The 14,432-nt window shown below is 70.9% G+C and carries 16 protein-coding genes; 7 read left to right on the top strand and 9 right to left on the bottom strand.

The genetic code is table 11. The features are described 5' to 3' along the window. The first annotated feature begins 32 nt into the window (after nucleotides 1-32). Together EDF31_RS11195 and EDF31_RS11190 are read left to right on the top strand one after the other, a co-directional pair. Nucleotides 33-374 carry a DUF3140 domain-containing protein gene (locus EDF31_RS11195; protein WP_131846187.1) on the top strand — a complete coding sequence of 114 codons (342 nt, stop codon included), beginning with the start codon at nucleotides 33-35 and terminating at the stop codon, nucleotides 372-374. A 52-nt stretch (nucleotides 375-426) separates the two neighbouring features. Next, nucleotides 427-681, top strand: coding sequence for a Rho termination factor N-terminal domain-containing protein (locus EDF31_RS11190; RefSeq protein ID WP_131846186.1), 255 nt, complete (start codon nucleotides 427-429; stop codon nucleotides 679-681). On the opposite strand, the gene EDF31_RS11185 is transcribed toward EDF31_RS11190, so the two are convergent. Further along, on the bottom strand, nucleotides 675-1,679 hold the full coding sequence (locus tag EDF31_RS11185; RefSeq protein WP_131846185.1) for an alpha/beta hydrolase: 1,005 nt from the start codon (nucleotides 1,677-1,679) through the stop codon (nucleotides 675-677). The two genes, EDF31_RS11190 and EDF31_RS11185, sit on opposite strands and share 7 nt — an antisense overlap. Nucleotides 1,680-1,823: 144 nt before the next feature. Here EDF31_RS11185 and EDF31_RS11180 point away from each other — a divergent pair, with 144 nt between their 5' ends. Next, complete coding sequence (locus tag EDF31_RS11180; protein ID WP_111085656.1) at nucleotides 1,824-2,027, top strand: hypothetical protein; 204 nt, start codon at nucleotides 1,824-1,826, stop codon at nucleotides 2,025-2,027. A 40-nt stretch (nucleotides 2,028-2,067) separates the two neighbouring features. Here the strand turns inward: EDF31_RS11180 and EDF31_RS11175 are convergent, their stop codons facing one another. Continuing rightward, a complete protein-coding gene (locus tag EDF31_RS11175) occupies nucleotides 2,068-2,331 on the bottom strand; it encodes a hypothetical protein (RefSeq protein WP_123672725.1) in 264 nt (87 codons plus the stop codon). Nucleotides 2,332-2,407: 76 nt separating this feature from the next. On the opposite strand from EDF31_RS11175, the gene EDF31_RS11170 reads away from it, so the two are divergent. After that, a complete protein-coding gene (locus EDF31_RS11170; protein WP_165901398.1) occupies nucleotides 2,408-3,370 on the top strand; it encodes an SDR family NAD(P)-dependent oxidoreductase in 963 nt (320 codons plus the stop codon). A 121-nt stretch (nucleotides 3,371-3,491) separates the two neighbouring features. Here the strand turns inward: EDF31_RS11170 and EDF31_RS11165 are convergent, their stop codons facing one another. After that, nucleotides 3,492-4,718, bottom strand: coding sequence for a cobalamin-independent methionine synthase II family protein (locus EDF31_RS11165; protein ID WP_131846182.1), 1,227 nt, complete (start codon nucleotides 4,716-4,718; stop codon nucleotides 3,492-3,494). Nucleotides 4,719-4,797: 79 nt separating this feature from the next. On the opposite strand from EDF31_RS11165, the gene EDF31_RS11160 reads away from it, so the two are divergent. Then, on the top strand, nucleotides 4,798-5,805 hold the full coding sequence (locus EDF31_RS11160; protein ID WP_131846181.1) for a transporter: 1,008 nt from the start codon (nucleotides 4,798-4,800) through the stop codon (nucleotides 5,803-5,805). A 114-nt stretch (nucleotides 5,806-5,919) separates the two neighbouring features. Here EDF31_RS11160 and EDF31_RS11155 read toward each other — a convergent pair whose 3' ends face one another. The 5 genes from EDF31_RS11155 to EDF31_RS11135 are packed head-to-tail and all read right to left on the bottom strand — an operon-like array spanning nucleotide 5,920 to nucleotide 11,370. After that, nucleotides 5,920-6,942: a Gfo/Idh/MocA family oxidoreductase gene (locus EDF31_RS11155; RefSeq protein ID WP_131846180.1), complete on the bottom strand. Its 1,023-nt coding sequence runs from the start codon at nucleotides 6,940-6,942 to the stop codon at nucleotides 5,920-5,922. A 44-nt stretch (nucleotides 6,943-6,986) separates the two neighbouring features. Continuing rightward, entirely contained in the window at nucleotides 6,987-7,991 is a 1,005-nt protein-coding gene (locus EDF31_RS11150) for a Gfo/Idh/MocA family oxidoreductase (RefSeq protein ID WP_131846179.1), read from the bottom strand. A 44-nt stretch (nucleotides 7,992-8,035) separates the two neighbouring features. Continuing rightward, nucleotides 8,036-9,427 (bottom strand): ABC transporter substrate-binding protein, encoded by a 1,392-nt coding sequence (locus tag EDF31_RS11145; RefSeq protein WP_165901397.1) that lies wholly within the window; start codon nucleotides 9,425-9,427, stop codon nucleotides 8,036-8,038. Then, entirely contained in the window at nucleotides 9,424-10,368 is a 945-nt protein-coding gene (locus EDF31_RS11140) for a carbohydrate ABC transporter permease (RefSeq protein ID WP_131846177.1), read from the bottom strand. The genes EDF31_RS11145 and EDF31_RS11140 overlap by 4 nt, the downstream gene beginning before the upstream one ends. Before the next feature lie 3 nt (nucleotides 10,369-10,371). After that, nucleotides 10,372-11,370: a sugar ABC transporter permease gene (locus EDF31_RS11135; protein ID WP_111085648.1), complete on the bottom strand. Its 999-nt coding sequence runs from the start codon at nucleotides 11,368-11,370 to the stop codon at nucleotides 10,372-10,374. 134 nt (nucleotides 11,371-11,504) lie between these two features. Here EDF31_RS11135 and EDF31_RS11130 point away from each other — a divergent pair, with 134 nt between their 5' ends. Beyond that, entirely contained in the window at nucleotides 11,505-12,770 is a 1,266-nt protein-coding gene (locus EDF31_RS11130) for an ROK family transcriptional regulator (protein WP_165901396.1), read from the top strand. A 93-nt stretch (nucleotides 12,771-12,863) separates the two neighbouring features. Then, a complete protein-coding gene (locus EDF31_RS11125; protein WP_131846175.1) occupies nucleotides 12,864-13,673 on the top strand; it encodes a DUF1684 domain-containing protein in 810 nt (269 codons plus the stop codon). Between the two features lie 180 nt (nucleotides 13,674-13,853). Here EDF31_RS11125 and EDF31_RS11120 read toward each other — a convergent pair whose 3' ends face one another. Continuing rightward, nucleotides 13,854-14,414, bottom strand: coding sequence for a histidine phosphatase family protein (locus EDF31_RS11120; RefSeq protein WP_131846174.1), 561 nt, complete (start codon nucleotides 14,412-14,414; stop codon nucleotides 13,854-13,856). Nucleotides 14,415-14,432 lie beyond the last annotated feature (18 nt).

Genomic DNA, 14,432 nt, shown 5'->3' with positions numbered 1-14,432 from the left:
CCCGTCCAGAACCGCGGGGTTGCCTCGGGACCATGAGTGACGACGACGACGACCAGCAGACCGAGCGCGACTTCGCCGACGCGGTGAACATGACCCCGTCGGAGCTCCGCGATTGGCTCGACACCGACGAGTCGAAGCACGTCGGGCAGAAGCCCCCGGGCGGCGGTGAGTCGACCGGGCACGAGAGCGGGCGGCACGTCATCCGGATCCTCGAGAAGCACAAGGCGGACCGGACCGACGACGACCACGCCCACATGCGGAAGGTGGTCGGCTACGTCGCCCGGCACTCGGAGCAGCGGCCGGACGGCGACGTGCACGACACCCCGTGGCGGTGGTCCTTGATGAACTGGGGCCACGACCCCGAGAAGCGCTGAGTCGCCGGCGGCGCGGAACGACGCCGGGCCGCCGCGCGTACCGTGACGCACCATGCCGAACCAACTCAAGAAGCCGGACATGTACGAGGAGCTCCGCAAGGAGGGCAACTCGAAGGAGAAGGCCGCGCGGATCAGCAACGCCGCAGCGGCCCGCGGCGAAGAGGCCGTCGGGAGGAAGGGCGGAGAGTCCGGCTCCTACGACGACTGGACCGTCGTGGACCTCCGGAAGCGGGCGAAGGAGCTCGGCCTGACCGGGTACTCGTCGAAGCGCAAGGCCGAGCTCGTCGAGGCGCTGCGGGATCACTGACCGAGGTCGGCGACCGCGTCGATGCCCTCGGCGATCTCCGCCGCGCGCGTGTGGTGCAGGTAGTGCCCGCCGTCGAGCAGGACGACCTGGCCGTCGGTGACCGACGCCGCCTGCTCACGGTGCAGGCGCTCCCACCCCGGCACCTCCGGGTCGTCGCCCACGACGAACAGGCGGACCGGTAGATCGGCGGGGAACGCGAGGCTGCGGGCGTGCCGGAAGTTCGCGCCGAGGTGCTCGTACTCGTCCAGGTACGTCGCGCGCATGCTGGTGCGGTGTGACAGCAGGGTCATCTGCTCCTTCTGCGCATCGGTGTAGGGCAACCCGGCGTACGCGTCGCCGGACACGGCAGTGAGCACACGGGCGAGCCCGGTGGCCTTCACGAAGCGGAACAGGCCGGACCCGACGGCTTCGTCGATGCCGGGCTGTGTCGGCACACTGCTGTCGATGCCGACGAACGCCTGCACCTCGTCCGGGTACGCGTTCGTGTACTCGAGCGCGTAGATCCCGGCGACCGAGTGCCCCGCGAGCACGTAGCGGTCGATGCCGAGGGTCGACAGTGCCTGGTGCACCTCGTCGACGATGTTCGCGCTGGTCCGGGGCCGGTCGGTGCCGTCGCTCAGGCCGTACCCGAGCGGCTCGACGACCACCACCCGGTGCGTGTCCTGCAGCCGGTCGACGAGCGGGGCGAAGTCGATCACGGGGGATGCCGTGCCGAAGCCTGGCAGCAGCACGACGGTCGACGCCCCGGACCCGGACCCGGTGACGGCGACGTTGACCCGGCCGCCGGTGACGGGGACGAGTTCGCCGTACGGGCGGATGTCGTCCCGTTCCGCCGCCGTCGCGATCGCGTCGTAGGTGGCCGTGCCGCCGAGCGTGAGGGCGCCGAGGCCGACGAGCCCGACGAGCGAGAAGCCGATGATCCGGAGCGGGCGACGGAGTCGGCGTGCAGGGCGGGCCGGAGTGCTGGTGGGGGTGGCCGTGGGGTGGTGCGTGTCCATGCCTGCACGCTAGGTCCGGCCTGCGGGGCAGCACATCGGAGCACGGTACCGACGTGCCTCGCCCGCGTCGTACCGCGGGCTGACGTCGGGCGACCGCACGGCGGGCGCGGCATGGGGGAGAATGGCCGGGTGAACGAGACGGGCATGCCGCGCTTCCGACGGATCTGGTCGACCGTGCAGGTCGGCGTGCTGGCGATCGCCGTGGCGTTCTGCATCGTGATGCTCGTCATCGGGCAGGGGAAGCTCGACCGCGTCTACGCCGTCGCCGCGATCTTCTTCGGCCTGGCGCTCGTCGGGCACAGCACGTACCTCTGGCTCCTCGCCCGGAACGCCCGCACCGGCCGCTGAACCGAGGGGGCCGACGCTTCGTCTCCGGTCTCGGCTCCGGCTACACGCCGAAGCGCAGCGCCAGCGGCACGAGCAGTCCGGCCACCCAGACGAGCACCATCACGAGCGCACCGATCGCGATGAACCGACGGCGACGACGCAGCTTCGGACTCCGTTCCTCGCCCCACATCTGTGCGCGGACGAGCACCCGGTTCGCCTGCTCGACGACCTTGCGGACCTCGGGGTCGTCCAGCTCGAGGGCACCGGACCGGGCGTGTTCGGCGATGACCGTGGCTTCGTCGACGGTCAGGTCGTCCTTGCGCATGCTCCATCCTCGCACCGGGGCGAGGGGTACGGCCCGTCTGTGCGGGAACGGACCAGCAGGCGCGTACCAAGGACGCATGGGACATCGGTACCGCGGGAAGATCGTCGTCGTCACCGGAGCATCGAGCGGCATCGGGAGGGCCGCGGCGCACGAGTTCGCCCGACAGGGTGCCACGCTCGTGCTCGCCGCACGCGGCCACGACTCCCTGGAGGCCGCTGCCGCCGAGTGCCGTGCACTCGGGGCCGACGCGGTCGCGATCCCGACGGACGTCGCCGACGAGCACCAGGTCAAGGACCTCATCGGCACGGTGACGAGTCGGCACGGGCGGATCGACGTCTTCGTCGGCAACGCGGCCCTGTTCGTCTACGGCCTGTTCGAGCAGACCCCCACCGAGGCGTTCAAGCGGGTCGTCGACACGAACCTCTACGGCCACCTCAACGCGATCACGCACCTGCTCCCGCACTGGAAGCAGCGCGGCACGGGCACGTACGTGCTCGTCGGCTCGATCCAGTCACTGCTGTCGGCGCCCTACCAGTCGGCGTACGTCACGAGCAAGCACGCGGCGCTCGGCCTGGTCGACGTCCTCGGTGACGAGTTCGCGCACACCGGCATCCGCTTCACCACGCTGCTGCCGTCGACGATCGACACGCCGATCTACCAGAACGGCGCCAACTACACCGGCAAGAACTCGCACCCGCTGCCGCCGACGGTCTCGGTCGAGCGCGCGGGTCGTGCCGTCGTGACCGCCGCCACACACCCGAAGCGGTACCGCTACGTCGGACGCATCCAGGCGTCGCTCGTCCCGCTGCAGTACGTGTTCCCGGGGCTGTTCCACAAGATCACGAAGCCGATGGTCGAGACCTTCGCGCTGCGCGGGAAGGGCGACCCGACCGACGGCAACCTCTACGCCCCGGCGGACGCCGGCAACGCCACGAACGGCGGCTGGGTCGCGAAGCGACGGCGTGTCACGCGTCCGCTCGTGTGGCTCGGGGGCGCTGCCGCGGTCGGCGCGATCGTCCTCGGCCGCGCACGGCGGTAGCCCCTGAGGCCTGCCGAAACCGGGCGTACCGCTACGAAACGGGCGTACCTGCCGTGATCTTCGTGGCAGGTACGCCCGTTCTTGCTTGCTACCGCAGCCGTTCTGGGAAGGAACGTGCGGCTCAGAAGAGCTTCGCGCTCGCGCGCCGTGCACCCTCGCCGAGCGACTCGAGCTTCGCCGCGGCGATCTGCGGGTGGATGCGGCCGCCCAGGCCGCAGTCGGTGCCGGCGATGACGCGCTCGCGCCCGACGACCGAGGCGAACCGCTCGATGCGCTGCGCGACCAGGTCGGGGTGCTCGACGACGTTCGTGGCGTGGCTGACGACGCCGGGGACGATCACCTTCCCGTCGGGCAGCGTGACGTCCTGCCACACGGTCCACTCGTGTTCGTGGCGGGCGTTCGCGGCCTCGAACGAGTACGCGCCGGCGTCGATGTCGAGCATGAGGTCGACGATGTGACGGAGCTCGATGTCGGTGGTGTGCGGGCCGTGCCACGAGCCCCAGCACAGGTGGAAGCGGACGCGGCTGGTGTCGAGCCCCTCGAGCGCGTGGTTGAGCGCCTCGACGCGGATGCGGGTGAAGGCGCGGTAGTCCTCGAGGCTCGGTTCCGGGTTGATCTGGTCCCAGTTCTCGGCGATCGAGGGGTCGTCGATCTGCAGCACGAGGCCCGCGTCGAGGATGATCCGGTACTCCTCGCGCAGGGCGTCGGCCCAGGCCCAGATGTGCTCTTCGTCTGTGGCGTAGTACTCGTTCGCGACCCGGGCCGCGGAGCCGGGGGAGAGCGCGGTGATGAAGCCGTTCTCGGCACCGGCCGCTTCGACGGCGTGCCCGAGGTTGGCGGCGTCGGTGCGTGCGGCCTCGTGCCCGGTGTAGGCGATCGGGCCGGTCGTGGTGGGGAAGGCGGTGGCGTTCTTGCCGGTGCCGATGCCCGACGCCGGGTCGGTGTAGGCCTCGCGGAAGATCGTCCAGTCGCGACGGTCCGGGAAGCTGGTCAGCTGCACGTTGCCCGGGCTCGAGTGGACCGGCTCCTGCGTGAAGATGTCGGCGTCCGTGAGCGAGAGTCCGCTGACGCGCTGGAACGAGTAGCCCCACCACGCGCCGTAGTCGACGCTGTTCGACATCGCCTTGCCGAACTCGCCGTCACCCGGCTGCGTGATGCCGAGGGCGGTCTGGCGGGCGACGACGTCGTCGACGGCCGCGCTCGTCATCGCGCGGACCTCGTCGGTGGTCTCGAGCGTGAAGCCGTCGGCGCCCACGGGGCGGGCGGCGTTCGCGGCGATGAGCTCCGGCGTGCGCGGGAGCGACCCGGCGGTGGTGGCCTGGACGTGGTCGCTGTTCTCGAAGGGCATCGGCCCAATCTGCCACTGTGGCGGCACGGTGGCCGGGGCGTTACGCGGCGCGACGCGAGCCGGGGAGAATGGAACCCCTATGCCCAGCGCACGCCCGACCTCCCGCATCCCGCTCAACACCCTCGCCGCACCGTTCGGCCTGGCCGGCTTCGCGGAGACCTGGTCGTACACGGCGCCCGTCCTCGGCGTGCCGGCCGTCGTCCCGCAGGTGTTCTGGGTGGTCGCGGCGGTGGCGTGGTCGTGGCTGCTCGGCGCGCACGTCCTGCGGGGCGTCCGGGTCGACGAACGCCTGGTCGACCAGCTCCGTCACCCCGCGCAGGGCCCGATCGCCGCCCTGGTCCCCGCGACGGCGATGCTCCTCGGCGTCGACCTCGCGCGGTTCTGGGAGATCGGGGGGCAGGTCCTCGTGGTGCTCGCGGTGGCGGTCGCTGCCGGGTTCGCGGCGTGGTTGCTGAGCACGTGGTTCGAGGGGCGCCTGACCCTGGAGGCCGTGCACGGCGGCTACCTGCTGCCGACGGTCGCCGCGGCCCTCGTCGCCGCCGTCGCCACGCACGAGGTCGGTGTGGGCTGGCTGTCCTGGGCGTGCTTCGGCGTCGGCGTGTTCTTCTGGGGCGTGATGACCGGGCTGCTCCTCATCCGGCTGTCGTTCCGCCCTGCACTGCCCGACCCGCTCGTCCCCACGATGGCGATCCTCGTGGCTCCGCCCGCGGTGGCGACGGTGTCCCTGTTCGCGCTCACGGACGACGCCCGGACCCTGCCCGTGCAGGCCATCGCGGGCCTCGGAGTCCTCATGCTCCTCGTGCAGCTCGCCCTGCTGCCCCGGTACGTCCGGCTCGGGTTCTCGCTCGGGTTCTGGTCGTTCGTGTTCCCGGCTGCGGCGGTCGCGACGGCGGCGATCGAGTGGTTCCGGGTGCTCGACCTTCCGGTGGCGTGGGTGCCCACGACCGTGCTGCTCGTGCTGCTCACCCTGCTCGTCGTCGTGGTCGGGGTGCGGTCGCTGAGCCTGGCCGCGCGGCACCTGCTCGGGCAGGCCGAGTCGGTCCTGCACGCCGCCGACGACGAGGACGCGGCACCCGCGACGCACTGACGTGGTGCCGACGGTGGCGCGGTGCGTCAGCACCCGTTCTGCGACGAACCACGCGTCGAACGACTCGTGGTTCGTCGCAGAACGGGTGTGCAGTGCGACGCGACCGCGCGCGGGTCAGGCGCTGACGGTCTCGTCCGCCGTCAGCACCGGGGCGATCGTCCCCGTCCGGGCACCCTCGTACGCCGCCAGGATCATGCCGAGGACCGCGATGCCCTCGCGCTCGGTGTGGATCGGCCGCGTGCCGTCGCGCAGGCACGCCCCGAACGCGCCGATCTCGGCTGCGAAGGTGTCGACCTCGTCGAAGGTGACCGACTCGCTCGTGCCGTCCCGCAGGTCCCACCGCAGCGTGGTGCCGTCGCTCGTCAGGGCGCCGTGCTCGCCGACGACGCTGAACCGCTCGGTGCCGGCGGCCGGGTCGTACGCCCAGCTCGTCACGAGCTGGCCCACGGCGCCGTTGTCGAAGCGGAACAGGGCCTGCGCCGAGTCCTCGCCCTCCATGAACGCCAGCCGGTGCGTGGACAGCATCGCGGTGGCCTGCACCGGGACGCCCCCGGCCAGGTGCATGAGCAGGTAGCTCGGGTGGTAGCCGGTGTCGATGAGCTCACCGCCGCCGCTCGTCGACGCGTGGGCACGCCACCCCATGTTCGACGGGTCGAACTCGTTGCGGAACGAGTCGGTGGTGCGGACCTCGTAGACGGTGCCGAGCGCCCCGCCGTCGATGAGTTCCTTGGCCCTGGCGACCGCGGGCATGAACAGCTGGTTGTGCGCGCACATCAGGGTGATGCCGGACTCGGACACCGCGCGCTGCACGTCGGCGGCCTCGTCGGGGCTCAGGCACAGCGGCTTCTCGCACAGCACGTGCTTGCCCGCCTTCGCCGCGGCGACGATCGCGTCGCGGTGCAGGTGGTGCGGCAGGCAGATGTCGACGGCGTCGATGTCCGCCTGCTCGAGCATGGCGAGGTAGTCGGTGAAGAACGGGACGCCGAGCTCCGCCCCGCGCTCCTCGGCCGTGGCCGCGAACGCGTCGGCGACCGCGGCGATGCGGATCGTGTCGGGGTGCTCGGCGTAGCCGGCGATGTGCGCGGACGCGATGCCGCCCCCGCCGATGAGGCCGACGCGGATGATGTCGCTGGACATGGTGACTCCTGTGGTTGGTTCGAGGTGCTGGACTGCTGGGACGGTCAGGCGGGTGCGCCGACGAGGGCGTCGCTGGTCGCGGGCTGACCCGCGGCGTCGTTCGCGGCGACCACCAGGCGGGTGAGCTCGACGGCGCGGGCGAGGTTGTCGTCGGCACGCGTGTCGGCGGCGATGTGGTCCACCCACTGACCGAACGCGTCCTGGGTGTCGGCGGGGACGTCGAGGGTGACCGGCTCGTCGCCGTAGGCCGGTCCGCCGGCGGTGAGCCGGGCCTCCTGGTCGGAGTACGCGAGCCAGCCCCGGGTGCCGGCCACGTCGATCGTGAACGGTGTGCCCGCGACGAAGCCGGCCTCGATGACGCCGATCGCCTGCGAGGCGTAGCCGACGGTGACCACGGCGTGGTCCTCGACCGCGCGGCCGGTGTAGGAGCGGTAGACGGCCTCGACGGTGTCGGGGCGGGCGCCGAGGAACAGCTGCGTCAGGTAGACGGGGTGGCAGCCGAGGTCGGTGAGGGCGCCGCCGATCGCCGTCGCCGGGTCGAAGAAGCGCTCCGGCAGCCACGGTGCGACGGCACCGTCGTGCGAGAGCCGGACGCGGGAGTACGTGACGTCGCCGAGGCGGCCCGCGTCGAGCTCGCGCCGGATCGCGGCCGTGTAGCCGTGGTAGAGCCGCGGGAGCGAGACCACGAGCGTGACCCCGGCGGCATCGCAGGCGGCGATGACCGCGTCGCACTCCTCGACGGTGGGGGCGAGGAGCTTCTCGGTGAAGACGTGCTTGCCGGCCGCTGCCGCGCGCTCGATCACGTCGCGGTGGACGTCGGTCGAGGTCGTGATCGTGACGGCGTCGACGTCGGCGCGGGCGAGCAGCGCATCGAGGTCGTCGGTGTACTCGACGCCGAACCGTTCGGCGCCGGCTCGGCCGCGCTCGGTGTCGTCGTCCCAGACGGCCACGAGCTCGGTGCCGGGGTGGTCGACGGTCTGCTGTGCGTAGTCGCCGGCGTGGACGTGCCAGAAGCCGAGGACGGCGACGCGCAAGGGGGTGGAGGGCATGTGTCGGTGGTTCCTTTCGTGGGGGACGATCAGAGCGTTCCCGCTCAGATCCGGACCTTGTCGTAGTCCTTCGGCAGCCTGAACGGCGAGTAGGTCTGCATCATCGGGTCGACGCGGTTCTGCGCCCGCTCGACGGCTTCCTGCGGACTCGCGGTGCCGAGGAGGACGCTCGACCGCGCGTCGGCGAGGGAGTCCCACCACGCGCCGCCGACGGGCAGCGGCGGGCGGCAGGTGGACGCGCCGATCGACTCGGTGAAGAAGCGGATCGACTTCGCGGAGCCCTTCGGGTCCTTCAGCGCCCCGATGTTCGACGGCACGCTCGTGGCCGGCACCATGTAGGTCTCCTGGCCCTGCTTGCTCGTGAAGTACTTCATGAGCTCCCACACGGCCTTGTTCTTCTTCGAGCCCTTCGGCACGCACAGCGCGAAGCCACCGGACCACGTGTACTTGTCGCCGCCGTCCTGCTGGGTCGGCAGGTACGCGGTGCCCCAGTCGAGGTCCTTCGGGCCGTAGTTGTCGAAGGTCTGGATGGTGGAGGGGACGCTGACCATGAACGCCATCCGGTCCGCCATGAACGCGGTCTGTCCCGGCGGGTGCCCGGTCGGCTCGTAGGTCGCGATGAAGGTGTCGGCGTCCTTGTAGCCGTACCGCTTCGCCCAGTCCTCGTAGAACTCGAAGATGCTGCGGACGCTCTTCGAGTCCATCGTCATCTTCGAGTCCTGCTGGTCGAAGTACGACGCCCCCAGGCCGAGCCCCCACGTGAACGGCCAGCCTTCGCCGTACCAGGGGAGCAGTCCCACGTGGGTGTAGTTGCCACCGGACTTCTTCGTGATGCGTTCGCTGACGTCCCACATCCGGTCCATGCTCACCGGGCCGTTGTGCTCCCAGTCGAACTCGTCCGGGTCGATCCCGGCACCGGTGAGCATCTTCCGGTTCACGAACATGCCGCGGGCGTCGGTGTCGTGGGGGAGGCCGTAGGTCTTGCCCTGGTAGCTGACCTCGCCGATCGTGAACCCGAGCCACTGCGCCAGGAACTCGTCCTTCGGCTGGTCCTCGAACTCCTCGATCATGTCGTCGATCGGTTCGATGAGCCCGATCGCCGCGTACTGCGCCGCACTGAACCGGTCGAGGAGCCACAGGTCGGGGGCGGTGCCGCCGCGCACGGCCGTGATGATGCTCGTGGCGTCGCCGGTGCCCTGCGACGGGACGACGTTCACCTTGACGTCGACCTCGGGGTGGATCTCGTTGAAGTCCTTGATCACCTTCGTCTGGAACGGCACGAACGTGCCGGTGACACCCCAGATCGTGACCTGGTTCGGGTTGCTCCGGCCGCTCGAGCCGGAGGCGCACGATGCGGCGAGGAGCGCGAGCGCCCCCGCACCGCCGGTCGCGGCCGCACCGCGCAGGAACGTTCGTCGGTCGAATGCGCTGCTCACTTGAAGCTCCCGATCTGGACGCCCTTGATGAACGTCCGCTGGAACACGAAGAACAGGACCACGAGCGGCAGGATGATGAGCACCGATGCCGCCATCAGCTGGTTGAACTGGAAGTCCTGCGAGTTGTTGAGGCGGAAGATCTGCAGGCCGATGGACAGCGTCTGCACGTTCTCGTCCTGCAGGTAGATGAGCGGCCCGAGGAAGTCGTTCCAGGCACCCACCGCCGCGAAGATCCCGACCGTGACGAGCGCCGCCTTGGCCTGCGGGAAGACGATCCGCCAGAGGATGCCCCACTCGGAAGCGCCGTCCATCCGCGCCGCATTGAGCAGGTCCTTCGGGATCTGCAGCAGGAACTGCCGCAGCAGGAAGACGTAGAACGCGGACCCGAACAGACTCGGCACGATGAGGGGCAGGAAGGTGTTGATCCAGCCGAGTCGGGCGTACAGGTCGAACATCGGGATGAGCGTGACGGGGAACGGGATGAACAGCGTGGCGAGCACGACGTAGAACACCTTGTCGCGGCCGCGCCACTCGAGGCACGAGAACCCGTACGCGATCACGAGGTTCGACACCATCGAGAAGAGCGTCACGCAGACCGTGATGATGAGCGTGTTCCGGAAGAACGTGAAGAACGGCATCGCGTCGATCGCCTTGCCGAAGTTCGACCAGTCGAGCCACTGCGGGAACCAGGTGGGCGGGAAGGCACCGAGTTCGGAGTTGCCCTTCAGCGCCGAGATGACCATCCAGTAGATGGGGATGAGGAACAGCAGGCTCATCGCGATGAGGAGCACGCGGGCGAGGACGGACGACCACGGTGAGCGGATCGAGCCGTCGGCGTTCCGGGAGCGGTCGTCGGCACCCTTGCGACCGCGGGGTCGGACGGACTCGAGCGACGAGGTGACGGTGTCGCGGTCCGGGTGTCGTTCAGTGCGCAGTGTCATCGGTCACTCCCCGGTCACGTCGTAGTTGACGAAGCGCTTGGACAGCCAGTACACGAGCCCGGACAGGATCATCCCGGCCAGGAACAGCAGCACGGCCATGGCGCTGGCGAACCCGAGCTGCGCGTAGCTGAACGCGTTCTTGTAGAGGTAGAGCATGTAGAACAACGTCCCGTTGTCCGGGCTGCCGAGTCCTCCGGTGCCGGACGAGATCACGTACGCCTCGGTGAAGACCTGCAGGCCGTTGCTGATGCCGGTGATCAGGTTGAACAGGATCACGGGGGAGAGCAGCGGCAGCGTCAGCGCGAAGAACTGCCGGAGCGGTCCGGCCCCGTCCACGCGAGCGGCTTCGTACAGGGTCTTCGGGATCCCGCGCAGCCCGGCGAGGAAGATCAGTGCCGCGTTGCCGGCCCCCATCTGCGCGAGTGCGACGATGACGAGCTTCGCCGTGGTCGGGTCGCCGAGCAGGTTCGTCGCCGGGATCCCGACGAGCTTCATGACCTGGTTGACGAGGCCGGTCTGCGGGTTGACGAGCACCACGAAGATGAACGCCAGCGCGAAGGTCGGGATGAGCGACGGGATGTAGAGGGCCGTCCGGTACCAGCCGATCTCGCGGACGTCCTGGTTCATCGCGATGGCGATCACGATGGCGATGACGATCCCGACGGGCACCGCGATGACGGCGTAGAACAGGGTGTTGCCGACCGCGGTGTGCACGAGCGGGTCGATGAACGCGGCGACGTAGTTGGCGAACCCGACCCAGGTGATGTCGGCCATGCCCGAGTACCGGGTCAGGCTGATCGCGAACGAGTAGATCAGGGGGTAGGCGATGAACACCAGCACGCCGAGGATCCACGGCGAGATGAACGCGATGCCGACGCGCAGCCGACGCTTCTCGGCCGGGGTCCACGGATGCTTCTCGCGTGGTCGCCGACGGACCGCGACGTCACCGCCCGTGCGCGTCCGTGGTGGTGCAGTGGTTCCGGATCGTGCGGTCGTCGTCACGAGCGTCCCTTCCGACCCCGTGCCACGCCGGTGTGGCACGGGCGAATCCGTCGTCGGACGGGCGAACCGATCGCACCGTCGCGGTTTCAATCCAATTGATTGACAAATTCGTATGACCAGAGATGCTAGGGACCATGTCCGAGCCGCGTCAACCCCTTCCTGACACCGTGGTGCAGGGCAGAACGGGCGGCACGAACCTCGTGCGCGTCGGGGTCCAGAACCGTGCGCTGGTGCTCGATCTCGTCCGTCGCCGGGGACCGTTCGCCCGCGCCGAGCTGATGCGTGCGACCGGGCTCAGCGCGCAGACGGTGTCGAACATCGCAGCCGGACTCGTGGCAGCGGGACTCGTGCGCGAAGCACCGGGCGGCGGGCGACGACTCGAGGTCGTCGCGGGGTCGCGGTCGGCGATCGGGGTCCACCTCGATCCGGCGCACCTCGTCGTCGTGCGCACCGACCTGACCGGAGCCGTGCTGGCCGTCGAGCACGTCGACCTGGACGCGACGGACGACCCGGCGCGGACGCTCGACACGATGGCGGCGGCGGTGCACCGGGTCCGTGGCGGTGCCCGTCCGCGCGTTCCCCTTCCTGCCGGCATCGGCCTCGCCGTCCCCGGCTCGATCGACCCCGACGGCGTCCGGATGGGCACCCCCGCGCAGTTGCCCGCCTGGTGGTCGTTGCCGGTCACCGACGAGCTCGCCGCCCGGACGGGGCTGCCCGTGCGGCTCGAGAAGGACGGCGTCGCGAGCGCCCTCGGCGAGGTCTGGTCCGCTGCCGGTGCCGACGACCTGGTCTCCGTGTTCCTCGGCCACGGCATCAGCGCCGCGACGGTCGCCGCGGGCGAGGTGGTCCGCGGCGCGACCGGCAACGCCGGCGAGTTCGGTGGCATGCCCGTCGAGGCGCACGGGCGCTGGACCGAGGTCTGGGAAGCCTGCCAGCCCCTGCAGCAAGTCCGGCGCGGGATCGACGCCGGGCTGCTCCCCAGGGGTATCCCGCTCGACCGCGCCAGCGACGTCCGGCACGCGTTCGAGCGGCTCTGCGCGACGCCGTCCGCAGCGCCGCTGGTCGCCGAGGCCGGCGCCGCCCTCGGATCCGCGCTCGCCCACGTCGTCGAGTTGCTCGACGTGCCACGCGTCGTGATCGGTGGCAGCGCGGCCCTCGCCGGCGGCGACGTCTTCATCGCGGCCGTCCGCGAGCGGCTCGCGGTCCGCCTGCCGAACGGGCCGTTCCCGACGGTCGCGGCGACCGCCTTCGGCGAGGCCTCGGTGGCCCGTGGCGCCGCCTGCGCGGTGCTGCAGGCCGACCTCGCCGTGCCTGCCCCCGTCGGCCGCGGCGCCGGCGTCGCTACGGGGCGTCGACCGGGAGGCCCGGTGCACGTCCGCAGCATCGCCCACCCCTGGTGAGCGGGAGGGTCCAGGGCGTCGGGTCGGCCGTGCGCGTGACGTCGCGCGACGGGGACCTCGCGTTCGCGGCCCGGGCGTCGTAGCGTCGGGGGCATGAGCACGACGACGCCGACCGCACCCGAATCCGCCACCGAGTGGGCGGCCTGGCACGACGCCCACGAACGAGCCCGGGCGAGCGAGCACGGCTTCCTCGCCATCACGAGCATCCGGTGGCTGACGAGCACGCCCGAGCGGTTCGACGACGCCCCGGGCACGTGGTCGACGGGCGAGGACGGCCCCGTCGTCGAGCTCGCGGACGGCGAGACGATCACGGTCGACGGGCAGCCGGTCACCGGGACGCACCGCTTCGGACCACTGCCCGAGCGCTCGAGCACGAACGTCGTGTGGCAGGACGGCGACGAGACCGTCGTGATCGAGGTCGCCCGTCGTGGCGGCAGTGACGTCATCCGGCCCCGGCACCCGGGTAACCCGACCCGGACCGAGTACCCCGGCACCCCGACGTACGAGCCGTCGGACCGGTTCGTCGTCGACGCGCACTTCGAACCGTTCGACGAACCGCGCGAGGTCACCGTCGGCTCGGTCGTCGACGGGCTGCAGCACGTGTACGCAGCGCCGGGCGTCCTCACCTTCGACCTCGACGGGCCGCGGTCGCTCCTCGCGTTCAATGGGCACGGCGACGGTCTGCACGTCCTGTTCACCGACCGCACGAGTGGCGTCACGACCTACGCGGCGAACCGGAGCCTGGACATCGCCGCCCCGGATGCCGCCGGCGCGACCCGGATCGACTTCAACCGCGCCACGAACCTGCCGTGCGCGTACACCGCGCACGCCACGTGCCCGCTGCCGCCGGCCGAGAACCGGCTCGACGTCGCGGTCGAGGCGGGGGAGCGGCTGCCCGCCTGACCGGTGTCGCTGGGGCCGCGCACTCCCGCCCCGGTCGACGCCGAACGACGAGGTCGATGTCGTACGACGTCGAGGACGTCGTTCGTTGCGCGCGCGGGTCGTTGCAGCCGCGCGGGAGCGACAGGGCCGATGTCGTGCGACGTCCACGGTGTCGTTCGGCGTCGGCGGTCGGCGTGCGCGTCAGCCGGAGGGCACGCGCTGCCAGGTGCTCGTCGCCCGCCACGCCCGCGCATCGAACGCGAACACGCTGCCCATGCCGGGTTGGTCGAGCGCGCGTGACACCGGCGCTCCCGTCAGGTCGGCGAGGAGCAGCGCCCCGACCGCACCGTGGGACACGATGGTCGCGTCGCCCGCCGCAGTGAGCCGCCGGACCGCTCCGACGATGCGGGCCTGGGCGTCGACGGCCCGCTCCCATCCGCGGACCGATCGGGTCGGCTCCGCGAAGAACCGGTCGACGACACCCTCGAACTCGGCCGGCGGCAGGTAGCCCGTCGCGCTGCGGTCGATCTCGCCGAGCAGGGGATCCTGCGCGGGCACGAGCCCGACCGCGGCCCCGAGCAGCTCGGCGGTCTCGACGGCCTTGCGCTCCGTGCTCGACACGAGTGTCCGGACGCCCGGATCCCAGGCCAGCGGACCCGACCGCGCTGCGCGTGCGCGTCCCGCGGCGGAGAGCCCCCACGACTCGATCGGCTCGGCGGGTTCCACGACGACCTCGGCGTGGCTCAGGAAGTACGAGACCATCCGGCGATCCTGGCACGG

It is taken from the genome of Curtobacterium sp. PhB142, from assembly GCF_004341255.1.
In the GTDB taxonomy this organism is placed as follows: Bacteria; Actinomycetota; Actinomycetes; order Actinomycetales; family Microbacteriaceae; genus Curtobacterium.
The sequence above is the reverse complement of the archived record's forward strand: the minus strand, read 5'-3'. Positions and strand labels throughout refer to the sequence as shown.

Bases quoted from the DNA above. Each gene is read 5' to 3' on its own strand.
- EDF31_RS11175 (WP_123672725.1), bottom strand. From the start codon at position 2,331: ATGCGCAAGGACGACCTGACCGTCGACGAAGCCACGGTCATCGCCGAA.
- EDF31_RS11140 (WP_131846177.1), bottom strand. From the start codon at position 10,368: ATGACACTGCGCACTGAACGACACCCGGACCGCGACACCGTCACCTCG.
- EDF31_RS11125 (WP_131846175.1), top strand. From the start codon at position 12,864: ATGAGCACGACGACGCCGACCGCACCCGAATCCGCCACCGAGTGGGCG.
- EDF31_RS11180 (WP_111085656.1), top strand. From the start codon at position 1,824: ATGCCGCGCTTCCGACGGATCTGGTCGACCGTGCAGGTCGGCGTGCTG.
- EDF31_RS11160 (WP_131846181.1), top strand. From the start codon at position 4,798: ATGCCCAGCGCACGCCCGACCTCCCGCATCCCGCTCAACACCCTCGCC.
- EDF31_RS11190 (WP_131846186.1), top strand. From the start codon at position 427: ATGCCGAACCAACTCAAGAAGCCGGACATGTACGAGGAGCTCCGCAAG.
- EDF31_RS11195 (WP_131846187.1), top strand. From the start codon at position 33: ATGAGTGACGACGACGACGACCAGCAGACCGAGCGCGACTTCGCCGAC.
- EDF31_RS11165 (WP_131846182.1), bottom strand. From the start codon at position 4,718: ATGCCCTTCGAGAACAGCGACCACGTCCAGGCCACCACCGCCGGGTCG.
- EDF31_RS11155 (WP_131846180.1), bottom strand. From the start codon at position 6,942: ATGTCCAGCGACATCATCCGCGTCGGCCTCATCGGCGGGGGCGGCATC.
- EDF31_RS11170 (WP_165901398.1), top strand. From the start codon at position 2,408: ATGGGACATCGGTACCGCGGGAAGATCGTCGTCGTCACCGGAGCATCG.
- EDF31_RS11120 (WP_131846174.1), bottom strand. From the start codon at position 14,414: ATGGTCTCGTACTTCCTGAGCCACGCCGAGGTCGTCGTGGAACCCGCC.
- EDF31_RS11130 (WP_165901396.1), top strand. From the start codon at position 11,505: ATGTCCGAGCCGCGTCAACCCCTTCCTGACACCGTGGTGCAGGGCAGA.
- EDF31_RS11150 (WP_131846179.1), bottom strand. From the start codon at position 7,991: ATGCCCTCCACCCCCTTGCGCGTCGCCGTCCTCGGCTTCTGGCACGTC.
- EDF31_RS11185 (WP_131846185.1), bottom strand. From the start codon at position 1,679: ATGGACACGCACCACCCCACGGCCACCCCCACCAGCACTCCGGCCCGC.